Origin of the sequence: Sporolactobacillus terrae (assembly GCF_019930545.1) — a bacterium.
In the GTDB taxonomy this organism is placed as follows: domain Bacteria; phylum Bacillota; class Bacilli; order Bacillales; family Sporolactobacillaceae; genus Sporolactobacillus; species Sporolactobacillus terrae.
The window spans coordinates 1,979,293-1,998,433 of sequence record NZ_CP082837.1; the positions used below are offsets into that span (position 1 = coordinate 1,979,293).

Annotated in this window: 18 protein-coding genes, 2 tRNA genes and 1 rRNA gene; 8 read left to right on the forward strand and 13 right to left on the reverse strand. The window is 47.2% G+C overall.

From position 1 onward, the window contains the following. Positions 1-12 precede the first annotated feature (12 nt). The 6 genes from K7399_RS09415 to K7399_RS09440 all read right to left on the reverse strand — a co-directional run bounded on the left by K7399_RS09415 (position 13) and on the right by K7399_RS09440 (position 4,778). Positions 13-88, reverse strand: a tRNA-Ala gene (locus K7399_RS09415). A gap of 9 nt (positions 89-97) precedes the next feature. Then, positions 98-174: transfer RNA gene (locus tag K7399_RS09420), tRNA-Ile, on the reverse strand. A gap of 78 nt (positions 175-252) precedes the next feature. Next, positions 253-1,803: ribosomal RNA gene (locus K7399_RS09425) — 16S ribosomal RNA — on the reverse strand. A 737-nt stretch (positions 1,804-2,540) separates the two neighbouring features. Next, positions 2,541-3,026, reverse strand: coding sequence for a peroxide-responsive transcriptional repressor PerR (gene perR / locus K7399_RS09430; RefSeq protein ID WP_037563428.1), 486 nt, complete (start codon positions 3,024-3,026; stop codon positions 2,541-2,543). Between the two features lie 261 nt (positions 3,027-3,287). After that, positions 3,288-3,755: a thioredoxin-dependent thiol peroxidase gene (gene bcp / locus K7399_RS09435; RefSeq protein WP_028977115.1), complete on the reverse strand. Its 468-nt coding sequence runs from the start codon at positions 3,753-3,755 to the stop codon at positions 3,288-3,290. Positions 3,756-3,776: 21 nt separating this feature from the next. Beyond that, positions 3,777-4,778, reverse strand: coding sequence for a zinc-binding dehydrogenase (locus tag K7399_RS09440; RefSeq protein WP_028977114.1), 1,002 nt, complete (start codon positions 4,776-4,778; stop codon positions 3,777-3,779). 137 nt (positions 4,779-4,915) lie between these two features. Between K7399_RS09440 and K7399_RS09445 the strand changes: the two genes are divergently transcribed. The 8 genes from K7399_RS09445 (at position 4,916) to K7399_RS09480 (ending at position 11,835) form a co-directional block, all read left to right on the forward strand. Continuing rightward, positions 4,916-5,560 carry an NUDIX hydrolase gene (locus tag K7399_RS09445; protein ID WP_223362287.1) on the forward strand — a complete coding sequence of 215 codons (645 nt, stop codon included), beginning with the start codon at positions 4,916-4,918 and terminating at the stop codon, positions 5,558-5,560. 96 nt (positions 5,561-5,656) lie between these two features. Continuing rightward, on the forward strand, positions 5,657-6,955 hold the full coding sequence (locus K7399_RS09450) for a glutamate-1-semialdehyde 2,1-aminomutase (RefSeq protein WP_128166949.1): 1,299 nt from the start codon (positions 5,657-5,659) through the stop codon (positions 6,953-6,955). Between the two features lie 89 nt (positions 6,956-7,044). Continuing rightward, positions 7,045-8,109 carry an FUSC family protein gene (locus K7399_RS09455; RefSeq protein WP_010026075.1) on the forward strand — a complete coding sequence of 355 codons (1,065 nt, stop codon included), beginning with the start codon at positions 7,045-7,047 and terminating at the stop codon, positions 8,107-8,109. Positions 8,110-8,325: 216 nt separating this feature from the next. Beyond that, positions 8,326-8,679 carry a lmo0954 family membrane protein gene (locus tag K7399_RS09460; RefSeq protein ID WP_010026076.1) on the forward strand — a complete coding sequence of 118 codons (354 nt, stop codon included), beginning with the start codon at positions 8,326-8,328 and terminating at the stop codon, positions 8,677-8,679. A gap of 14 nt (positions 8,680-8,693) precedes the next feature. Further along, complete coding sequence (locus K7399_RS09465; RefSeq protein WP_010026077.1) at positions 8,694-9,332, forward strand: PspA/IM30 family protein; 639 nt, start codon at positions 8,694-8,696, stop codon at positions 9,330-9,332. A gap of 109 nt (positions 9,333-9,441) precedes the next feature. Then, positions 9,442-10,170, forward strand: coding sequence for a cell wall-active antibiotics response protein LiaF (gene liaF, locus K7399_RS09470; RefSeq protein WP_028977111.1), 729 nt, complete (start codon positions 9,442-9,444; stop codon positions 10,168-10,170). Next, the gene (locus tag K7399_RS09475) at positions 10,167-11,210 is read left to right on the forward strand and encodes a sensor histidine kinase (RefSeq protein WP_028977110.1); all 1,044 of its coding nucleotides are present in this window, start codon (positions 10,167-10,169) and stop codon (positions 11,208-11,210) included. Before liaF ends, K7399_RS09475 begins: the two co-directional genes overlap by 4 nt. Beyond that, a complete protein-coding gene (locus K7399_RS09480) occupies positions 11,203-11,835 on the forward strand; it encodes a response regulator transcription factor (RefSeq protein ID WP_010026081.1) in 633 nt (210 codons plus the stop codon). The genes K7399_RS09475 and K7399_RS09480 overlap by 8 nt, the downstream gene beginning before the upstream one ends. An 81-nt stretch (positions 11,836-11,916) precedes the next feature. On the opposite strand, the gene K7399_RS09485 is transcribed toward K7399_RS09480, so the two are convergent. The 7 genes from K7399_RS09485 to mutY all read right to left on the reverse strand — a co-directional run bounded on the left by K7399_RS09485 (position 11,917) and on the right by mutY (position 19,068). Further along, a complete protein-coding gene (locus K7399_RS09485) occupies positions 11,917-13,518 on the reverse strand; it encodes an ABC transporter substrate-binding protein (RefSeq protein WP_028977109.1) in 1,602 nt (533 codons plus the stop codon). Between the two features lie 102 nt (positions 13,519-13,620). Beyond that, a complete protein-coding gene (locus K7399_RS09490; RefSeq protein WP_028977108.1) occupies positions 13,621-14,520 on the reverse strand; it encodes an ABC transporter permease in 900 nt (299 codons plus the stop codon). A gap of 56 nt (positions 14,521-14,576) precedes the next feature. After that, positions 14,577-15,581 carry an ABC transporter permease gene (locus K7399_RS09495; RefSeq protein ID WP_028977107.1) on the reverse strand — a complete coding sequence of 335 codons (1,005 nt, stop codon included), beginning with the start codon at positions 15,579-15,581 and terminating at the stop codon, positions 14,577-14,579. A 63-nt stretch (positions 15,582-15,644) separates the two neighbouring features. Then, positions 15,645-16,613, reverse strand: coding sequence for an ABC transporter ATP-binding protein (locus K7399_RS09500; protein WP_028977106.1), 969 nt, complete (start codon positions 16,611-16,613; stop codon positions 15,645-15,647). Then, complete coding sequence (locus K7399_RS09505) at positions 16,610-17,602, reverse strand: ABC transporter ATP-binding protein (protein ID WP_028977105.1); 993 nt, start codon at positions 17,600-17,602, stop codon at positions 16,610-16,612. The genes K7399_RS09500 and K7399_RS09505 overlap by 4 nt, the downstream gene beginning before the upstream one ends. Positions 17,603-17,787: 185 nt before the next feature. Beyond that, complete coding sequence (locus K7399_RS09510) at positions 17,788-17,943, reverse strand: gamma-type small acid-soluble spore protein (protein ID WP_028977104.1); 156 nt, start codon at positions 17,941-17,943, stop codon at positions 17,788-17,790. A 45-nt stretch (positions 17,944-17,988) separates the two neighbouring features. Then, positions 17,989-19,068 carry an A/G-specific adenine glycosylase gene (gene mutY, locus K7399_RS09515; protein ID WP_051577934.1) on the reverse strand — a complete coding sequence of 360 codons (1,080 nt, stop codon included), beginning with the start codon at positions 19,066-19,068 and terminating at the stop codon, positions 17,989-17,991. Between the last annotated feature and the right edge of the window lie 73 nt (positions 19,069-19,141).

Genomic DNA, 19,141 nt, shown 5'->3' on the forward strand with positions numbered 1-19,141 from the left:
TTGACATAATAATGGTGGAGCCTAGCGGGATCGAACCGCTGACCTCCTGCGTGCAAAGCAGGCGCTCTCCCAGCTGAGCTAAGGCCCCATAAAGTAATGGTGGGCCTAAGTGGACTCGAACCACCGACCTCACGCTTATCAGGCGTGCGCTCTAACCAGCTGAGCTATAGGCCCCCACCAAAAATACTGAAAGAATGTATCCTTCAAAACCAAACAAAAGCTCAAGCGTTTCGCTATTGATCGTTTCCTTAGAAAGGAGGTGATCCAGCCGCACCTTCCGATACGGCTACCTTGTTACGACTTCACCCCAATCATTTGTCCCACCTTCGGCGGCTGGGTCCATAAAGGTTCCCACACCGACTTCGGGTGTTACAAACTCTCGTGGTGTGACGGGCGGTGTGTACAAGGCCCGGGAACGGATTCACCGCGGCATGCTGATCCGCGATTACTAGCAATTCCGGCTTCATGCAGGCGAGTTGCAGCCTGCAATCCGAACTGGGGGCGGCTTTATGGGATTGGCTTGACCTTGCGGTTTCGCTGCCCTTTGTACCGCCCATTGTAGCACGTGTGTAGCCCAGATCATAAGGGGCATGATGATTTGACGTCATCCCCACCTTCCTCCGGTTTGTCACCGGCAGTCACCTTAGAGTGCCCAACTTAATGCTGGCAACTAAGATCAAGGGTTGCGCTCGTTGCGGGACTTAACCCAACATCTCACGACACGAGCTGACGACAACCATGCACCACCTGTCACTCTGTCCCCCGAAGGGGAACGGCCTATCTCTAGACTTGTCAGAGGATGTCAAGACCTGGTAAGGTTCTTCGCGTTGCTTCGAATTAAACCACATGCTCCACTGCTTGTGCGGGCCCCCGTCAATTCCTTTGAGTTTCAACCTTGCGGTCGTACTCCCCAGGCGGAATGCTTAATGTGTTAACTTCAGCACTAAGGGGTTGGACCCCCCTAACACCTAGCATTCATCGTTTACGGCATGGACTACCAGGGTATCTAATCCTGTTTGCTCCCCATGCTTTCGCACCTCAGCGTCAGTAACAGACCAGAGAGCCGCCTTCGCCACTGGTATTCCTCCACATCTCTACGCATTTCACCGCTACACGTGGAATTCTACTCTCCTCTTCTGCACTCAAGCTCCCCAGTTTCCAATGACCTTTTGCGGTTGAGCCGCAAGATTTCACATCAGACTTAAGAAGCCGCCTGCGCGCGCTTTACGCCCAATAATTCCGGACAACGCTTGCCACCTACGTATTACCGCGGCTGCTGGCACGTAGTTAGCCGTGGCTTTCTGGCCGGATACCGTCACAGCACCAGCATTTCCTCTAGCACTCGTTCTTCTCCGGCAACAGAGCTTTACGATCCGAAAACCTTCTTCGCTCACGCGGCGTTGCTCCATCAGACTTTCGTCCATTGTGGAAGATTCCCTACTGCTGCCTCCCGTAGGAGTTTGGGCCGTGTCTCAGTCCCAATGTGGCCGATCACCCTCTCAGGTCGGCTATGCATCGCGGTCTTGGTGGGCCGTTACCCCGCCAACTAACTAATGCACCGCGGGCCCATCTGTAAGTGATGGCCGAAACCATCTTTCAACCTCGCACCATGCGGTGCGAGGGATTATCCGGTATTAGCTCCGGTTTCCCGAAGTTATCCCCGTCTTACAGGCAGGTTGCCCACGTGTTACTCACCCATCCGCCGCTCACGTCCAGGAGCAAGCCCCCTTCTGTGCGCTCGACTTGCATGTATTAGGCACGCCGCCAGCGTTCGTCCTGAGCCAGGATCAAACTCTCCAAAAAGTTTATACATTCAATGCCAGATAAAATATCTGGGCTTTACTTTAAAGTTCATTATGATCCATAGCAAATTGAATTGATTATGGGGTTTAAAAACCCTTTATTCACGCTTGGCTTTTGTTTAGTTTTCAAGGAACATTCCAAACAGCAACTCAATTATCATACCATCTTCCAAAGTTCTTTGTCAAGAACTTCTTTTCGATGAATCAGCATTTTTGTTGCCGACTTTACAATTGAGATTATCAAAACGACAAGAAATATGTTACCATATCGGATGATAGTGTGTCAACTTTTTTTATTCTCAATTGAAACACATGTACAAGATCCGACATGTTCAGACAAGATGTTGTAAAAGACAACGTCAATAAATTTAGCACGGATTATGAAAACCGTCAAGAGCAAATTTGTGAACAGTCAAAAAAAGCCAATGCCAAGGAAGCGGAGCGACTGAGATAGGATTGCCGATCCCCTTATCCCCTCGCCTGATTCTCCGCAATGCAAAGCATAAGTCCTCTTGCACTATCCCTCTCGTATAAGCGCCACAGCAGTCTTTCTTGATACAAGACAAAGAAGCAAATACAAGAAAAACTCACCCGTTCTATAATGAACAATCAGTAGAGCATACCTTCTCATATGCGCTGCAAATAAACAAACCCATTGTAGAGGGAGGGTTTGGACATATAAAAATGCCGCGCTCAAGACGCGGCATGACTTCATAGACGAGTTATCGCTTTTCCAGTTCAGGTTGCAGCTTCGTGCTCTGGCGATGAAAGATCGCTTGCCTTTTGCTTGGCTTGGCATTCCGGACAGACCCCGTAAATTTCCAATCGATGATGATCGACTTTAAAGCCGGTCACTTGCGCCGCTAAAGATTCAACTTCGTCTAATGCGGGATAGAAGAAATCAACAATTTTGCCGCATTCGCTGCAAATGACATGATAATGGCGATGGGTCGAAAAATCAAAACGGCTCGATGCATCACCAAAGGTCAATTCTTTTACTAATCCGGTTTTTTTAAATACACGCAGGTTGTTATAGACGGTCGCAACACTCATATTTGGGAATTTATGTTCAAGCGCTTTATAAATTTCATCCGCAGTCGGGTGTGTATCGGAAATAACGAGATACTCCAGAATCGCATGACGCTGCGGAGTAATCCGAACTCCGGAGCTTTTCAATAACTCAATTGCGTGTTCAACAGTTACTTGTTTATCGCTCACCGTCATGCACCTCACTTTCAAAGATGTGATTATCAAAACCAATTCTCAAATTACAATCGTTATAATTATATCTTCAGTGTACATGGTTGATGCTCGTCCTGTCAACGTTAAGCGCTTTTTCCTAATTTTTTCATATAACCTGTACGTTTAGTTTGCCTTGGTTGAAAGAAAACATACTGGGGCACACCATAATGAAAAGATCAGAACGACACATGCGTTCTGATCTTTTGTCATTTATTAGCGTTTTTTGAGAATCAGCTATCTCATTTACACGAGATTCTGTTTGACGAACTGAAATACATCGTCAACATGTCCGGCAACTTTTACTTTCGGCCATACTTTGCGAATCGTTCCTTCCCGATCCATAACAAACGTTGAACGCACGATCCCCATCGACTTCTTTCCAAACATGTTCTTTAACTGCCAGCTGCCGTAGGTTTCAGCAACTTCATGATTCGGATCGGACAAAAGCGTAAACGGAAGCTCATGCTTGACGGCAAACTTCTGGTGCCGTTCTATCGGATCCGTGCTGATGCCCAACACGACCGTGTTCACCTCTTCAAAACGGCTGTTCTGATCACGGAAGTCGCAAGCTTCTGTCGTACATCCCGGAGTCATGTCTTTCGGATAAAAGTACAGAACAACATTTTTTCCTCTATAGTCTGACAGCGTGATTGGTTTACCGTTAGTTTCTTGCAGTGTAAAATCCGGTGCTTTCGTACCCGTCTCCAGCATATCGCTTATTCTCCTTTGTCATCATGAATTGATTTTAATTGCAACTTTGCCAAATTGCGCCGATTGTTTCAGATAACTCAGCGCTTCGCCGGTCTGTTCCAGATCATAGGATCGATCGACAATTGGTTTGATCTTATGCTCGCAGAACAAATCAAGCATTTCATGAAATTCTTCAATACTCCCCATTGTCGAGCCATGCAGATTCCATTGATTATAGAAAAAGCTGCGCAGATCAAGCACAATCTCATCACCTGCCGATGCGCCAAATGAAACCACCGTACCGCCTTTTTTAAGCATGCCAAGCGAACGGTTAAAGGTTGCCGCACCGATGCTTTCAATCACGAGATCCACCTTTTCTCCATTCAATGCTGCCGCCCAATCTTGGTCATTATCCAGCAACAGATCTGCACCCATTTTCCCTGCTTTCTTCAATTTCTCAGTACTACGTGAGGAGACGACTGCCGTTGCGCCTACCGCCTTTGCCATTTGCAGCATATACGTCGCAACCCCACTCCCGATCCCCGGAATGAAGACGGTTTGTCCACCTTTTAATCCGCCTCGAGTAAACAACGCCCGATAGCCGGTCAGCGCGGAAAGCGGGAGCACACCGGCCTGTTCCCAAGACAAATAGTCCGGTTTGGCAGCGACCTGAACCTCTGGAAGGACGATTTCTTCAGCAAACGTGCCATGGTCCGGCAATCCGAGAATTTCAAAGTCTTTCGGCGGTGCAGGCGTGTTCTTCAGCCAACCCAAGCTTGGGATAATCAGCACCTCATCGCCGACGCGCACATTCTGAACATCGGCGCCAACCTCTGAGACAACCCCCGCTCCGTCCGAACCAATGACCAGTGCCGGATCGTTTGACTGATGCCGCGTTAACACGAACAGGTCGCGATGATTCAGTCCGACAGCCTTCAATTTCACCTTTACTTCACCGGATTTAGGCGCCGGCGGATTGGAAAAGCTCGGCGCGAAGCATGCGCCATCCATCCCCGCAGTACCTTCATGAATAAATGCCCTCACTTCATCACCCGTTCCTATTATTCATTCTACTCATCATAATAACCCGTGCGGCTGCACTTGTGAACTAAAGCGGCTTCCGCTCGGCAGCAATCAGGCAGCAGGCGACGAAAAATGATAAACTAGAGAGGTAAAAACGATTGATCACGGGTGATCTTATGGATATAAAAAGTATTACACGACGAATTGAAAATGATGGCAGTATCATTGGCGAGGATACGGCAAAAAAATCTGCGCTGTTCCTTCCGCTTATTTATAAAAACAACACATGGTCGCTTTTGCTTGAAATTAGGGCAGCCGAATTGAAGCGCCAGCCGGGTGATATCTGTTTTCCCGGCGGACGAAGCGAAAAAATCGATGGATCGATGCGGGAAACTGCGGTGCGAGAAACCATCGAAGAACTGGGCATTCGCAAGGAGGCGATCCAGGTCATTGGCCAGATGGGCACATGCATCGCAACCTCCGAGTTGTTCCTCTATCCCTTTGTCGGCGTCATCGAGTCGGATGAACCGCTTAAACCAAATCCTGATGAGGTACAGGAAGTCTTTACGATCCCGCTCCCTTGGCTGATGAAGCAGATTCCTGAAAAGCATTCGCTCAACTTTACGGTTGATAAACATTCCGAATTTCCCTTCGAACGGATTGTAGCGGGTAAGCGCTATCCGTTTCGCAACCTTCAGATCAGCGAACCTTTTTATGAATATAAAGGGAAAACAATATGGGGACTGACCGCCCGTATTCTTGAACATTTTGTGTTTTTGATGAACCACCGCATGTTTGACTAGCTTTCGACGCGCTTTGCTTGTCATTTTCTGCCTGTTATTGGATACTTATGGGGAGCAAAAAAGAACCTAGAACAGGTTAAGGAGAGATTAATCGCAATGAATACGCAAACTTCTGAAAAACTCTATGCAGAAGCTCTCGAAAATATTGTCGGAGGCGTCAACAGCCCTTCCCGTGCCTACGCTGCAGTCGGCGGCGGCGCTCCAGTTTTCATGAAAAAAGGCAAAGGCGCCTACTTCTGGGATGAAGACGGCAACCGTTACATAGATTATCTGGCGGCGTATGGACCGATTATTACCGGATTCGCGCATCCGCATATTACAGAAGCGATCAAGAAGCAGGCCGAACGCGGTGTACTCTACGGAACGCCGACACGACTGGAAACCGAACTGGCCGTAATGTTGAAGAAAGGAATTCCTTCCCTCGATGAAGTGCGTTTTACCAACTCCGGTACAGAGGCCGTTATGTCGACCGTACGGGTTGCTCGAGCCTTTACCGGCAGAAAAATCATCTTGAAATTTGCCGGTAGCTACCATGGCCACTTTGACCTCGTACTCGTCGCCGCAGGTTCCGGTCCGTCAACGCTTGGCTCTCCGGATTCAGCCGGCGTCACCGAAAGCACCGCGCAAGAAGTGCTCACGGTACCGTTCAATAATGTGGACACACTACAGCATGCGTTTGAAAAATGGGGATCACAAATTGCAGCCGTACTCGTTGAACCGATCGTCGGAAACTTCGGTATGGTACGTCCGCAACCCGGATTCCTTGAAGCGGTGAATGAGATTGCCCACCAAGCAGGCGCACTCGTCATTTATGATGAGGTGATTACCAACTTCCGTTTCATGTACGGCGGTGCCCAGAACTATTTGGGCGTCACTCCGGATCTCACAGCAATGGGCAAGATCATCGGTGGCGGACTTCCGATCGGCGCTTACGGCGGCAAACGTGATATCATGGATCAAGTTGCCCCGAACGGACCGGCCTATCAGGCTGGGACAATGGCCGGCAACCCGCTGTCGATGGCTAGCGGAATTGCTTGTCTTGAAGTATTGCAAACACCGGGTATTTACGAAGAAATGGATCGCCTTGGCAAAAAGCTTGAAGAAGGTATGCTGGCAGTTAATGAAGAAAAATACCATCTTCCTGTTGTGATCAACCGGATCGGCGGAGCGATGACCTTGTATTTTTCAAACCATCCGATCACAAACTATGAGGAAGCGAAAGATACCGACAGCGAACTGTTCGGGCGTTTCTTCAAATTAATGCTCGAAAGAGGCGTCAATCTTGCCCCTTCAAAATATGAGGCATGGTTCCTGACAACCGAGCATACGGAAAAAGACATTGACGACACTTTGGCAGCTGCAGACGATGCGTTTGCGAAGCTTGCAAAAGGGTAATGTCTTCCTTCGAACGAAGAGCGGTCGATCCGCTCTTTTTTTTATCGCTCTTTTTTTGGTAAAATCAAATGAAAAGGAGGCCGACCGTTATGCACTTAGGCGCACGCAGCTTGAAAACCGGTGTTGCCGTGACGCTTGCCTTGATGACTGCAATGGCATTAGGCATGACGTCGCCAATCATGGCCGGCGTTGCTGCGGCAATGACCACGCGGCCTTCGGTTCAGCGTTCCATCCACGCGATGATCCAAAACATCTATGGGAATCTGATTGGTGCACTGATTGCCGTTGCCGCCGTCATTTTCTTCGGTGATACACCGATCGTCGTTGGTCTGAGCGTTGTGTTTGTGATCGCGCTGCATCTTAAATTTAATTTGCATCACACACTGACTCTGACCATGGTCACCGTGATCTTCATTATGTCGAGCGGTATGAGCGACAATGTTGCCTTCCTTTATGAAGGGATCCGCCGTTTTTCCATGATCTGTATTGGCGTCATCTCAGCAACTTTAGTCAATTTGCTGATTTTCCCGCCTCATTATGAAAATACGCTCTACACTCAGATTCTAACGCAAACGACGCAGCTGATTAAATGGACACGTCTGCTGAGCGGCGGAACTTCGGATAATCGAAAAATCAAACAGGAAATGGCTGAGCTCGACAGCAGGAAGCTCAAAATCGAAAACTATTACCATTGGTATAAAGAAGAGCGTGCCTTTCGCAAGCGGATCAAATCGGTTAAATTGCGGCGAACGGTCATTTTCCGTGAAATGATTCATGTGACGCAGTTGCTGCACCATCTATTGAACGAATTGGATCGCAATGAGAATGCCTTCCGCCTGCTTCCAGATGGTTTCCGTGAATCGCTCCGCATCCAGCTCAGCGGCTTAATGACCTACCACGAGCGCGTGCTGCTGAAATTTGATGGAAAAATTCGTCGCAAGCGTCATGAAGAGCAAGCGCGGAAAGACTATAAGCAAAGCGCAACGCTTGCCCGTTTGTTCTTCTCTCATCTTTCTACCGAAAAAACGGATGAATGGCTGGATCTGCTTCCGCTCATTTCAACCATCATTGATTACAATCAGCATATCGAACATCTTGATCGCTTAGTTACCAGCTACCAAGCGTTCCACCAAAAAGCAAATCAAATGAACTAATCAGGCAATCAGAAGGCTGGCTCGTGGTCCTACATCAATCCCATACCCTGAAAGGGCGTCTCAAAAGTCGATCGCTGACTTTTGAGACGCCCTCTTTATTTGATCCGATGCTTGCTGCCGCTAAGTCCAAAGACTTATCATAAGATACTGCTACGGCTCATTATCCTCGCCGCATCTTTTTTCTATGATTAAGTCATGGAAAGGAGGATCACATACATGAAAAAAATTGCCTTGTACTTGCTCGGAGCGGTCAGCCTGATCATCCTGCTTACACAAGTGGGACCGCTGATCGGATTAATCATCAGCTTGGCGGTGCTCTACTTCGCCTTCAAGAAGTTTACCCGAACAGATTCAACCGGAGTGAAGCTCTTTTGGGGCATCATCGGCATCATCGCCCTTTGTTTCTCACTCGGCAATGTTCCGGCACTAATCGGTGTGGCTGCGCTTGCCGGAATTTACGTCGCTTATAAAGCACTAAAGAACGATAAAACAGCCGATCCACAACCTAAAGATCCCTTTGACAACTTTGAAAAAGAATGGAAAGAATTTGCAAACAAATCATCCATATAAAGGAGCAACTGACAATGAGTAATCTCTTTACCCGATTAAAGGACTCAATTTCTGCAGATCTTAATGATATGCTCGATCAAAAAGAACAAAAAAACCCGATTGCGATGCTCAATCAACATTTGCGCAGCTGTGAAAAAGAAGTTAAACGCGTGCGTGAATTAATTGATCGCCAATATCTGCTCAAAGATCAGTTCATCAAAGCGTACCATGAAGCTTCAGAAATGGCAGCGAGACGTCAGCACCAGGCGGAAATCGCCGCGCGCGCATCGGAGAACGAGCTGCAGGAATTCGCTGAGAAAGAACATGACGATTACAGGCAGAAGGCCGAACGTCTTAAGAATGCCTATGATACAACAGTGAAGCAATTAGATCAGCTCGAGCAAAAGTATGCGACCATGAAACGTAAATTGAAGGACATGCATTTAAAACGGATGGAACTGATGAGTCGCGAAAACATTGCAAACATCAACAATCGGATGAATACGGTCGTCCATCCAGAGCGTGCATTCGGGCAATCCTTTTCTAAATTCGAGGAAAGCGAACTGTATCTGGAGCGGCTGGAACAGAGAGTCACGAGCAACTACCACCATAATACAATCGATGCGCGTATCCGAGAAATCGAACGCGAACTTGAGCAAAATAAAGCAAATTAATCCGTCTTAACGCGCTCGCTTGACCCACATAAGGATGTTAAAATGAAAAAAGGCGGAGAACGCCTTTTTTCACACTACATATACAGAGCAGAAAGGCAGATGATGCACCATGTTCGAGCAACTGAAAAAAGATCGATACAGCTGGTTCATGATGATCTGCCTGCTTCTCATAATCGTTCAAACACTCTTTGAAGGCTGGGAATTTCTTTTCCCTACCCTTTTATTCGGGGCCATAATCTACTATGGGCGCAACCATCGCCGAACCCAAAAGGGAAAAATCCTCTTCTGGGTCGGCTTGATTGGGCTTGGGTTTACACTCTTGAACCTGCTCGTCTTTAAGCTCTTCATCATTGCGCTTTTCATTTGCTATCTGATCGATTTCATCCAAAAAAAGAAGCATCCGACACGGATCATACCGGACATGGAACATCCTGGAAACGGCTCGGAGCACGTTTCCGTTCGCATGCCGCTGCTGCGCAATAAATGGTTCGGCAGTCAAGAAACACCGGATCATGATTTCGAATGGCAGGACATCAATATTCAGACCGGTGCCGGGGATACGATCATTGATCTTAGCCGCACCATTCTGCCGAAGAAGGAATCGGTGATCTTTATCCGCCATCTTGCCGGTAGAGTGCGCATTCTCGTGCCCTATGGCGTTGAAACTGCACTTCACTATTCCGTGGTGCTTGGCAAGGTCGATTTCTTCGATCATCACGAAGTTCAGCTGATTCATGATACACGGATTCTTCAGACTGAGGGTTATGAGCAAGCAGAGCAAAAGGTAAAAATTATGATTTCTGCATTTGCCGGCAGTCTGGAGGTGCAGCGCGTATGAACGTGGTTCAACGCCAGATCGTCACCGGAACCTGCTTCGCATTTGTCTGCCTGATCTTGTTTGGCGCTTTGTTCCTGTTTGCTTTTCCGCTTCCGAACTGGTCGCTGTTATGGAGCCGGCAAATCTGGCATCTTCCGTTTCTCTTTATCGTACCGATCCTTTCATTATTTGTCGGCGGAATTGCCGGGCTGCTTTCAGGGATGTATTGGCGCCGCCAGCTGGCGATGATCCGTGACGCGATGGATCAGCTAAGTCAAGGAAGCCATGCGGCTGCGTCCTTTTCTGCGCGTTCAGCCGAGATCGAGCCGGTCATGAACCGCGTGAAGCAGCTAAGCACGAAAATGAGCGCGCTCACAAAAGCAGCGCAACAAACCGTAAGCGACAAGGCAGAGATTGAAGAAAAAGCAATCCAAAAGATTGTTTCAGAGGAACGTAATCGGCTTGCCCGCGAGCTTCACGATTCAGTCAGCCAGCAACTGTTCGCTGCCTCAATGCTCATGTCAACCATTAATGAACTGCGCCCCAACACCGATGATCCGGAAGGAAAACAATTAAAACTTGTGGAGCAGACCATACACCAATCACAGCTGGAAATGCGGGCGCTCTTCCTTCATTTACGGCCGGTACAGCTGCACGGCAAAGCGCTCAAGCAAGGGATGGAAGAACTGCTGCTTGAATTGAAACAAAAGGTACCGATGACCATTAACGCCAGTATCGAACCGGTCTCGCTAAAGCGCGGGATTGAAGATCAGCTCTTCCGCATTCTCCAGGAAACGGTGTCCAACACGCTTCGCCATGCCAAAGCGCACAGCCTCGATGTTCTGCTGATTAAGCGTGAAGGGTTTGTCATCCTCCGCGTGACCGATGACGGCATCGGATTCGATGCAAAGAAAACAAAACCAGGCTCCTATGGGCTGCAGAACATAAACGAACGTTCCGCACAGATCGGGGCGCAAATTAAACTCGTGAGCGTTCCGGATAAAGGCACTAGTCTGGAAATTAAAGTGCCGCTCCTTGAAAGGGATGAAAACAATGATTAATGTTGTCTTTGTTGATGATCACGAAATGGTACGTATCGGTGTCTCCGCATACCTGAGCGCGCAAGCGGATATTAATGTCGTCGGCGAGGCGGACAACGGCCGCGACGCAATTGATCTGGTCCTGAAACTGAGACCGGATATCGTCTTGATGGATCTGGTCATGGAAGAGGTCGATGGAATTGAAGCAACGAAACGAATTATCGACCAATGGCCGCAAGCCAAAATCATCATTGTCACTAGTTTTCTTGATGATGACAAAGTATATCCGGCTATTGAAGCCGGTGCAACCAGCTATTTGCTGAAAACCTCAAAAGCAAGCGACATTGCAAAAGCAATTCGTTCGACTTACAACGGTCAATCCGTCCTCGAGCCGGAAGTCACAGAAAAAGTTATGGCGCGCATGAAGCACAGATCGGATAAAGCGCTGCATGACGATCTGACCAATCGAGAAATGGAAGTGCTGCTGCTGATGGCACGCGGCAAAAGCAATCAAGAAATTGCTGATGAGCTGTTCATTGCTTTAAAAACGGTAAAAGTTCACGTCAGCAATATTCTGAGCAAACTTGAGGTCCAAGACCGCACGCAAGCGGTCATCTATGCATTTCAGCATAAACTGACGCAATAACCGGCGATGTTTCCCGGTGATGACCAAAACAAAACCCGCAGCCGTGTTTAACGACTGCGGGTTTTGTTTCGTTATCGAAAATTATTTTACGGTTACATCACTTAGTGGTTCTGTCCCTGTTGGGCTTGGAGCGAATCCGGAGATCGTGCTCTTACCAACTAGTGCTGCTTTTGCATATTCAAGAGGTACCCAAGGGGCATCTTCATGAATAATCTCTTGTGCTTTGACATACAGCGCCGCACGTTTTGCATTATCCGTTTCAGATTGTGCTTGAGTAAAAATCTTGTGCAATTCATCATTCTTGTAGAACGATAAGTTGTTCGTACCAACGCTGTCTTTATCAAGCAGCGTATAGAGGAAGTTGTCCGGGTCACCATTGTCGCCGATCCAGCCCATCAAGTACATTGGCGCGCCGCCTTTTTGCAGCTTTTCAATGTAAGAAGACCACTCAACGTTTTCGATTTTGACTTTCACGCCGATTTTACCAAAAGTTGCTTGAATGGCTTCAGCTGTTTTCGCAGGCTGCGGCATGTAGTCACGCGGGTTGGACATCGTATACAACGTTGTCGTGAACCCATTTGGATAACCAGCTTCAGCCAGCAATTTCTTCGCTGCCTTCAGGTCATATGGATAATCCTTAAGATCCTTAGCAAATCCAAGAAGTACTGGAGGCATTGGGTTCTTTGCCGGTTCAGCTTGTCCATTGTAGAACGCTTTGTTCAGCGCTTCCTTGTCAACCGCCATGTTCAGTGCCTGACGAACCTTCTTGTTGTCAAATGGCTTCTTCGTTACGTTAAAGCCGAGATAAGCAACGTTCATCGGCGGACGATAGTAAACATGGAAATCCTTGTTGCCTTTAATGCCATCGATATCACTTGGGTTCAAGCCGTCCATAAGATCAATTTCGCCATTCTTCAATGCGTTCAAACGCGCGCTGTTATCCGGAATGACTTTGAAAATAATTGAATCAAGTTTTGGAAGACCTTTTTGCCAGTAGTTTTTGTTCTTTGTCAACGTAATTGTGTTGTTTTTCTTCCAGCTCTTAAATACATAAGGACCGGTACCTACGCCGGCAGATTGACCATATTTGTCACCATATTTTTTAATGGCTTTCGGACTTGAAATGGCGAATGGAGACATTGCCAAGTTTTGCAGGAATGGTGCAGAAGGTCTCTTCAAAGTAAAGACAACCGTCGTGGCATTCTGTGCCTTAACACGATCAATAATCAGGCTATTGTCGCCCTTATAGCCGCCGAACATGGACGGGAAATAAGCGAATTTTCCAGATGCCTTGCCGTTCATCCAACGATCGAAGTTGTAAACAACTGCGTCGGCGTTGAATGCACTGCCGTCGGAGAATTTAACGCCCTTGCGGAGCGTGAACGTATACGTTTTGCCGTCATCACTAATCTTCCAGCTTTCAGCAAGACCTGGCTTGATCTTTGTCGACTGATTCTTATAATCATAAGAAACGAGCGTTTCAAAGATATTCTGCGAGATACGGAATGATTCGCCGTCTGTAACCACAGCCGGGTCAAGCGATGTTGTGTCTGCACCGCGGCCAAAGACAAGCGTCTTGTTTGCGTCTGAATTGCTTGAAGAGCCGCTGCTGCCGCAACCGGTCAGCACAAGCGCAAGTGATAGAATGAGTGCAAACGCTGCGCTGTAATACTTCTTTTTCATGTGAATCCCCCTAATCTATATTTCTAAAACAAATCTTAAATATTGTATAGCTAATCTGATAATTTCACAAGAAAACAATAGAAATACTCAGAATTTGTTCACTTAGTTTTTCATCCGCGGATCGAGTGCATCGCGCAGCCCATCGCCAATCAGGTTGAACCCGACGACGACAAGGACAATGGCAAGTCCCGGAAACAGTACGGTCCATGGCGCGTTCTGAATATACTCCCTTGAATCGGACAGCATCTTGCCCCATTCCGGAAGCGGCGCCTCAGCGCCCATTCCCAGAAAACCTAAACCAGCGGCATCGAGAATGGCAGTCGCAATGTTCAATGTTCCTTGTACAATAATCGGTGCAATACTGTTCGGAAGAATATGATGGAAAATGATGCGCATGTCGCCCATACCGATCGAGCGCGCAGCAACAACATATTCTTCCTCTTTTACCGTCAGCACGCGCGAACGAACAAGACGGCCAAACACCGGTACGTTGACAATTGCAATCGCAACCAATGCATTATTAAGCGACGGCCCGAGAATGGCAACAATCGCAATCGAAAGCAGGATACTTGGGAAAGCAAGCAAAATATCAAACAGACGCGAAATGACAACGTCCAGTACTTTTCCAAAATAGCCGGCCAGAATACCAAGCAAGGTTCCGACAACAATCGATCCGATCACCGCGAGAAAGCCAACACGCAGCGAAAGCCGAGCACCAAATAAGATACGACTGAAAATATCGCGGCCGAAATCATCCGTGCCAAACCAATGTGCTGCTGATGGCGCCTGCAGTTTATTGGTTATATTTTGATCATTGATCCCTTGAGGCGCAATAAAGTTGGCAAAAATGGCGAGAAGGATAAAGACAAGGATAATGCCTGTCCCAAACAAAGCCGGTTTGTTCTTGCGATAGGATTTCCAAAATTCACTGATTGCGTTCACAAATGGGCTTCTTTCTTTCGCGGCACGCGTTTCAGCATGTACTTGAGCAGTTTGCGGCATTCTTGACACCTCCTTTTCTCAATTAGTGTTAGAAGATTTGTTTCGATCAATTTGGCTTATTTGTACTTGATACGCGGATCAATGAGTCCATAAAGCAAATCGACAATGAAATTGACCATGACAAAAATGAAGGCAATAATCAAAATTCCGGATTGGATCACCGGATAATCGCGGTACTGGATGGCGTTGTAGATGTACAAACCGACACCCGGCCAGCCAAAGATCGTTTCCGTCAAAATAGCACCGCCGAGCAGCAGTCCAGTCTGAAGTCCGATAACCGTTAAAATCGGGATAAACGCATTTTTCAACGCGTATTTGTACACGATCCAAACCATCCGCTGTCCTTTTGCCTTGGCGGTACGAATATAGTCGGATTTCAGTACTTCAAGCATACTGGAGCGTGTCATTCGCGCGATGATTGCCGTTGGAATGGTTGCCAAGGCAATGGAGGGCAAAATCATATGACGAATGACCATCCAGAACTGGTCCAGACGTCCTTGCAAAAGTGTATCAATCAAATAAAGATTCGTAATAGGATCGACACCGTTACGGATATCATCGCGGCCGATTGACGGCAGCCATCCCAATTTGATTGAGAATCCCCATTGTTCAAGCAGCCCGAGCCAGAACACCGGCATCGACACACCGATAAGCGCAAGGATCATCGCCGTATAGTCGAACACCGAGTTTTGTTTCCATGCACTGATAATACCAGCATTGATCCCAACAACAATCGCAATGATCATTGCGACAAACGACAGCTCAATCGTTGCAGCCAAATGCGGCCAAATCTCGCTTGCAATCGGCGCATGAGTCTGAATCGACGTTCCCAAATCTCCAGTCAATATATCTTTCAAATAGGAAAAATATTGAACATACCAAGGATTATCCAGTCCCAATGACTGATTCAACTGTCGAACAGCTTCCGGTGATGCTTTTGTGCCGAGAATGGTCAGTGCCGGATTTCCCGGAATCGCATGAATGATTGCAAAGACAATCAGCGTCATGCCAAGCAGAACCGGAATCAGCATCAGTATGCGTTTCACGGAATAATAGAACATATGTATTCACCTCTCTTTGAGCACCGGCAGCTGGTGCTGCTTGCGAAATTGCTGCTGCCTGGCTTAATCGTATAAGTGGCAGGAAACCAGCCTGCCGTCTTCAAGCTTTTTCAAATGCGGCCGTTCTTTAGAACAGATATCCATTGCAAACGGGCAGCGGTCATGAAAACTGCAGCCTGCCGGTGGATGTGCAGGACTTGGGACATCGCCTTGCAGTATCATTCGCTCCGTTTGTACATTCGGATTCGGCACGGGAACAGAAGAGAGCAGCGCTTTTGTATACGGATGTTTCGGATCATCGTACAGCCGCTCACTCTCTGAGAGTTCAACCAGTTTGCCGAGATACATCACACCAACCCGGTCGCTGATATGACGGACAACACTTAAATCATGGGCAATAAAAATATAAGTGAGGTTGAATTTTTCCTGCAGATCTTTAAGCAGGTTCAACACTTGAGACTGTACCGAAACATCGAGCGCAGAAACCGGTTCATCGGCAATGATCACCTTAGGACGCACGGCGAGGGCGCGCGCAATGCCTATCCGCTGGCGCTGTCCGCCACTGAACTGATGCGGATAGCGTTTTGCATGGTAACTGCTCAGTCCGACAAGTTCCAGCAATTCTTCAACACGCGCTTTACGTTCCTTTCGATCGCCGATGTTATGCACAATCATTGGTTCTTCAATGATATGTTCAACCGTATGCCGGGGATTTAGAGAAGCAAACGGATCCTGAAAAATCATCTGAATGTCTTTGCGCGCTTTTCGCATCTCTTTTTTTGAGAGATTCATAAGGTTTCGGTTTTGAAACACGATTTTTCCCTCTGTTGGCTCAATCAAGCGCATGATCATCCGACCGGTCGTCGACTTCCCGCATCCTGATTCGCCGACAATCCCTAGCGTTTCGCCTTCGCGAACCGAAAAACTCACGCCGTCGACAGCACGAACGGTTTCGGATACTCGTCCAAATTTCCCGCCTTTAATTGGATAATATTTTTTGAGATTCTCAACGTGTAACAGCGATTCAATCATGTGCGGACTTCCTTTCTGCCTTGCTCCTGATGAAGAAAGCAACGCGATTTATGCTCGCCTCCGGATAATTCCGGGGTGTTCACCCGACATTTATCCATGACAAATTCACAGCGCGGCGCAAACAGACAGCCTTTCGTAATCGATCCGGGCTTTGGCACACTGCCTTTTATTGTGTAGAGACGTTCTTTTTTTCCGTGCAAATCCGGAATTGATTGAATCAATCCCTCCGTGTACGGATGCTTTGGATGGTTGAATATATCCTTAACCGGTCCTTCTTCAACAATTTTGCCCGCATACATCACGACGACTCGCTGACACATTTGCGCAACAACGCCTAAATCATGGGTGATCATAATAATCGCCGTGTTGGTTTCCTTATTCAGCTTGATCATCAAGTCAAGAATTTGCGCCTGAATCGTCACATCCAACGCCGTTGTCGGTTCATCGGCGATCAGAACCTTTGGATTACAGGACATGGCGATCGCGATCATCACACGCTGACGCATCCCGCCGGAAAGTTCATGAGGATATTCTTTAAGCAATTCCTTTGCTCTAGGCAGACCGACACGCTTTAACAGTTCTACCGAACGATTCTCAATCTCTTTTTTTGGTAAACGCTGATTGTGTAGTTTTATGGCTTCCTCGAGTTGTTCGCCAATTGTAAAAACAGGATTAAGCGAGGTCATCGGTTCTTGAAAGATCATCGCAATCTCGTTTCCACGCAGTTTTCTCATTTTCGATTCTTTCGCATGACTGATGTCTTCACCTTGATAATAGATATGTCCTCCGACAATCTTTCCCGGAGGTGAGGGCAGCAGTCCCATGATAGAAAGCGAGGTCACACTTTTTCCGCAGCCGGACTCGCCGACGATGCCAAGAATTTCTCCTTCTTTTACTTCGAAGTCAATTCCACCGACCGCGGGAACCTCGCCATCATCAGTAAAAAAAGACGTCTTCAATCCTTCAACCTTCAATACTGGGTCACTCATTTTTAACAATTCACCTCCTCGTACTTGGCTATTATATCATCTTGTTCCATTCATGTAATATTTTTTAACAAGAAAGCTCACAAGAATAACGGAGAACACTAAAATTATTTTCTTTAAAAAAAGCCTTGTTCCATTTTTTGGAACAAGGCTTTTTTTGTCCTTATACGCATACGCACGTTTGGTGATTACTGCTTTTTTTGCTGTGACTTTTGATTTTGCTGACGAACTTGCTGAGCATCCGTTTCGCTCGCAAATTCACTGCTTGATTTGCCGTTCTTAGCCTGAGCATTTTGCTTTTTTACTTGTGCTACGTCAGTGTTTGCGTTTGTATTCTTAGCCATCGCGTATCACCTCCACCACAATACCATTGCCAATAATGGCAAAAGTTATGTATGAAGCGGTCGATTTTTTTCAATCCATCGAATAACCTTTTGATGCGATACCGGAAAAGGAAAACGCTTCAACTCATTCATTGTCGCCCAGCACTGCCTCTTCCGCAGCTTCATTTGCGACGGTGTCCGTCCGATCCGCAGCGTCAGCTTCCAAATTAAATGTGAAAAATGATGCGTATAGGAAAAAGCGGCTTCCGGCGGTTCGACGCTGCATTGAAAGCGTTCCCGACTATATGCCTGCTGCTGCTGTTCATCTTCGTATTCGTCAAGCGAAAGCATTGGAAATTGCCACATTCCGGCAAGAAGTCCACTGTCGGGCCGTTGTTCCACTAAGAAACGTCCCTGTTCATCGAGAAGAAGCAGCACCGCATAGTGAAGCATTCTTGGTTTCGCTTTGCCGCTCTTGACCGGATATTCCAGCTGCACCCCTTCTTCATAAGCGCGGCAATGGCTGCTGATTGGGCACTGCGAGCAATCGGCAATCTTCGGTCTGCAGACCATTGCACCAAGGTCCATCAAGGCTTGGTTAAAAGACGCAGGTTCTGTTTGGACAATTAAATCGCTTGCTAGCTTTTCAAATTTCTTACGTGTTTTTTGCTTCGCAATATCATCATCAATTAAAAAGATGCGCGAGAGGACGCGCATTAAATTACCATCAATCGCCGGCTCAGGTTCATGATAGGCCATGCTCATTAATGCGGATGCTGTATAAGGTCCAATCCCCGTTAAAGACAAAAGGTCCGACTTATTTTTCGGAAGTTCACTGTTGTAGGTGGCAACCATCTCACGTACACCTTTCTGAAGATTGCGGGCGCGCGAGTAATAACCAAGTCCCTCCCATGATTTGAGCACCTCTTGTTCCGGTGCATCTGCTAATGCTTCTGGTGTAGGAAATTTTTTGATGAATTGGTTATAATAAGGAATTACCGTATTCACTTGAGTTTGTTGAAGCATCACTTCGGATATCCAGATATAATAAGGATTATCTGTCTTACGCCAAGGGAGCCTACGCCCTTTACGGTGAAACCAATCCAGCAAATCGTGATTAAATTGCTGTATTTGCTGTTCCTTCATTCTTTTCAACCCTTCTCGTTCCATTTTCCCTCTGAATTGGCACAAATATCCCTTTCATTATCCTTGATTTTGT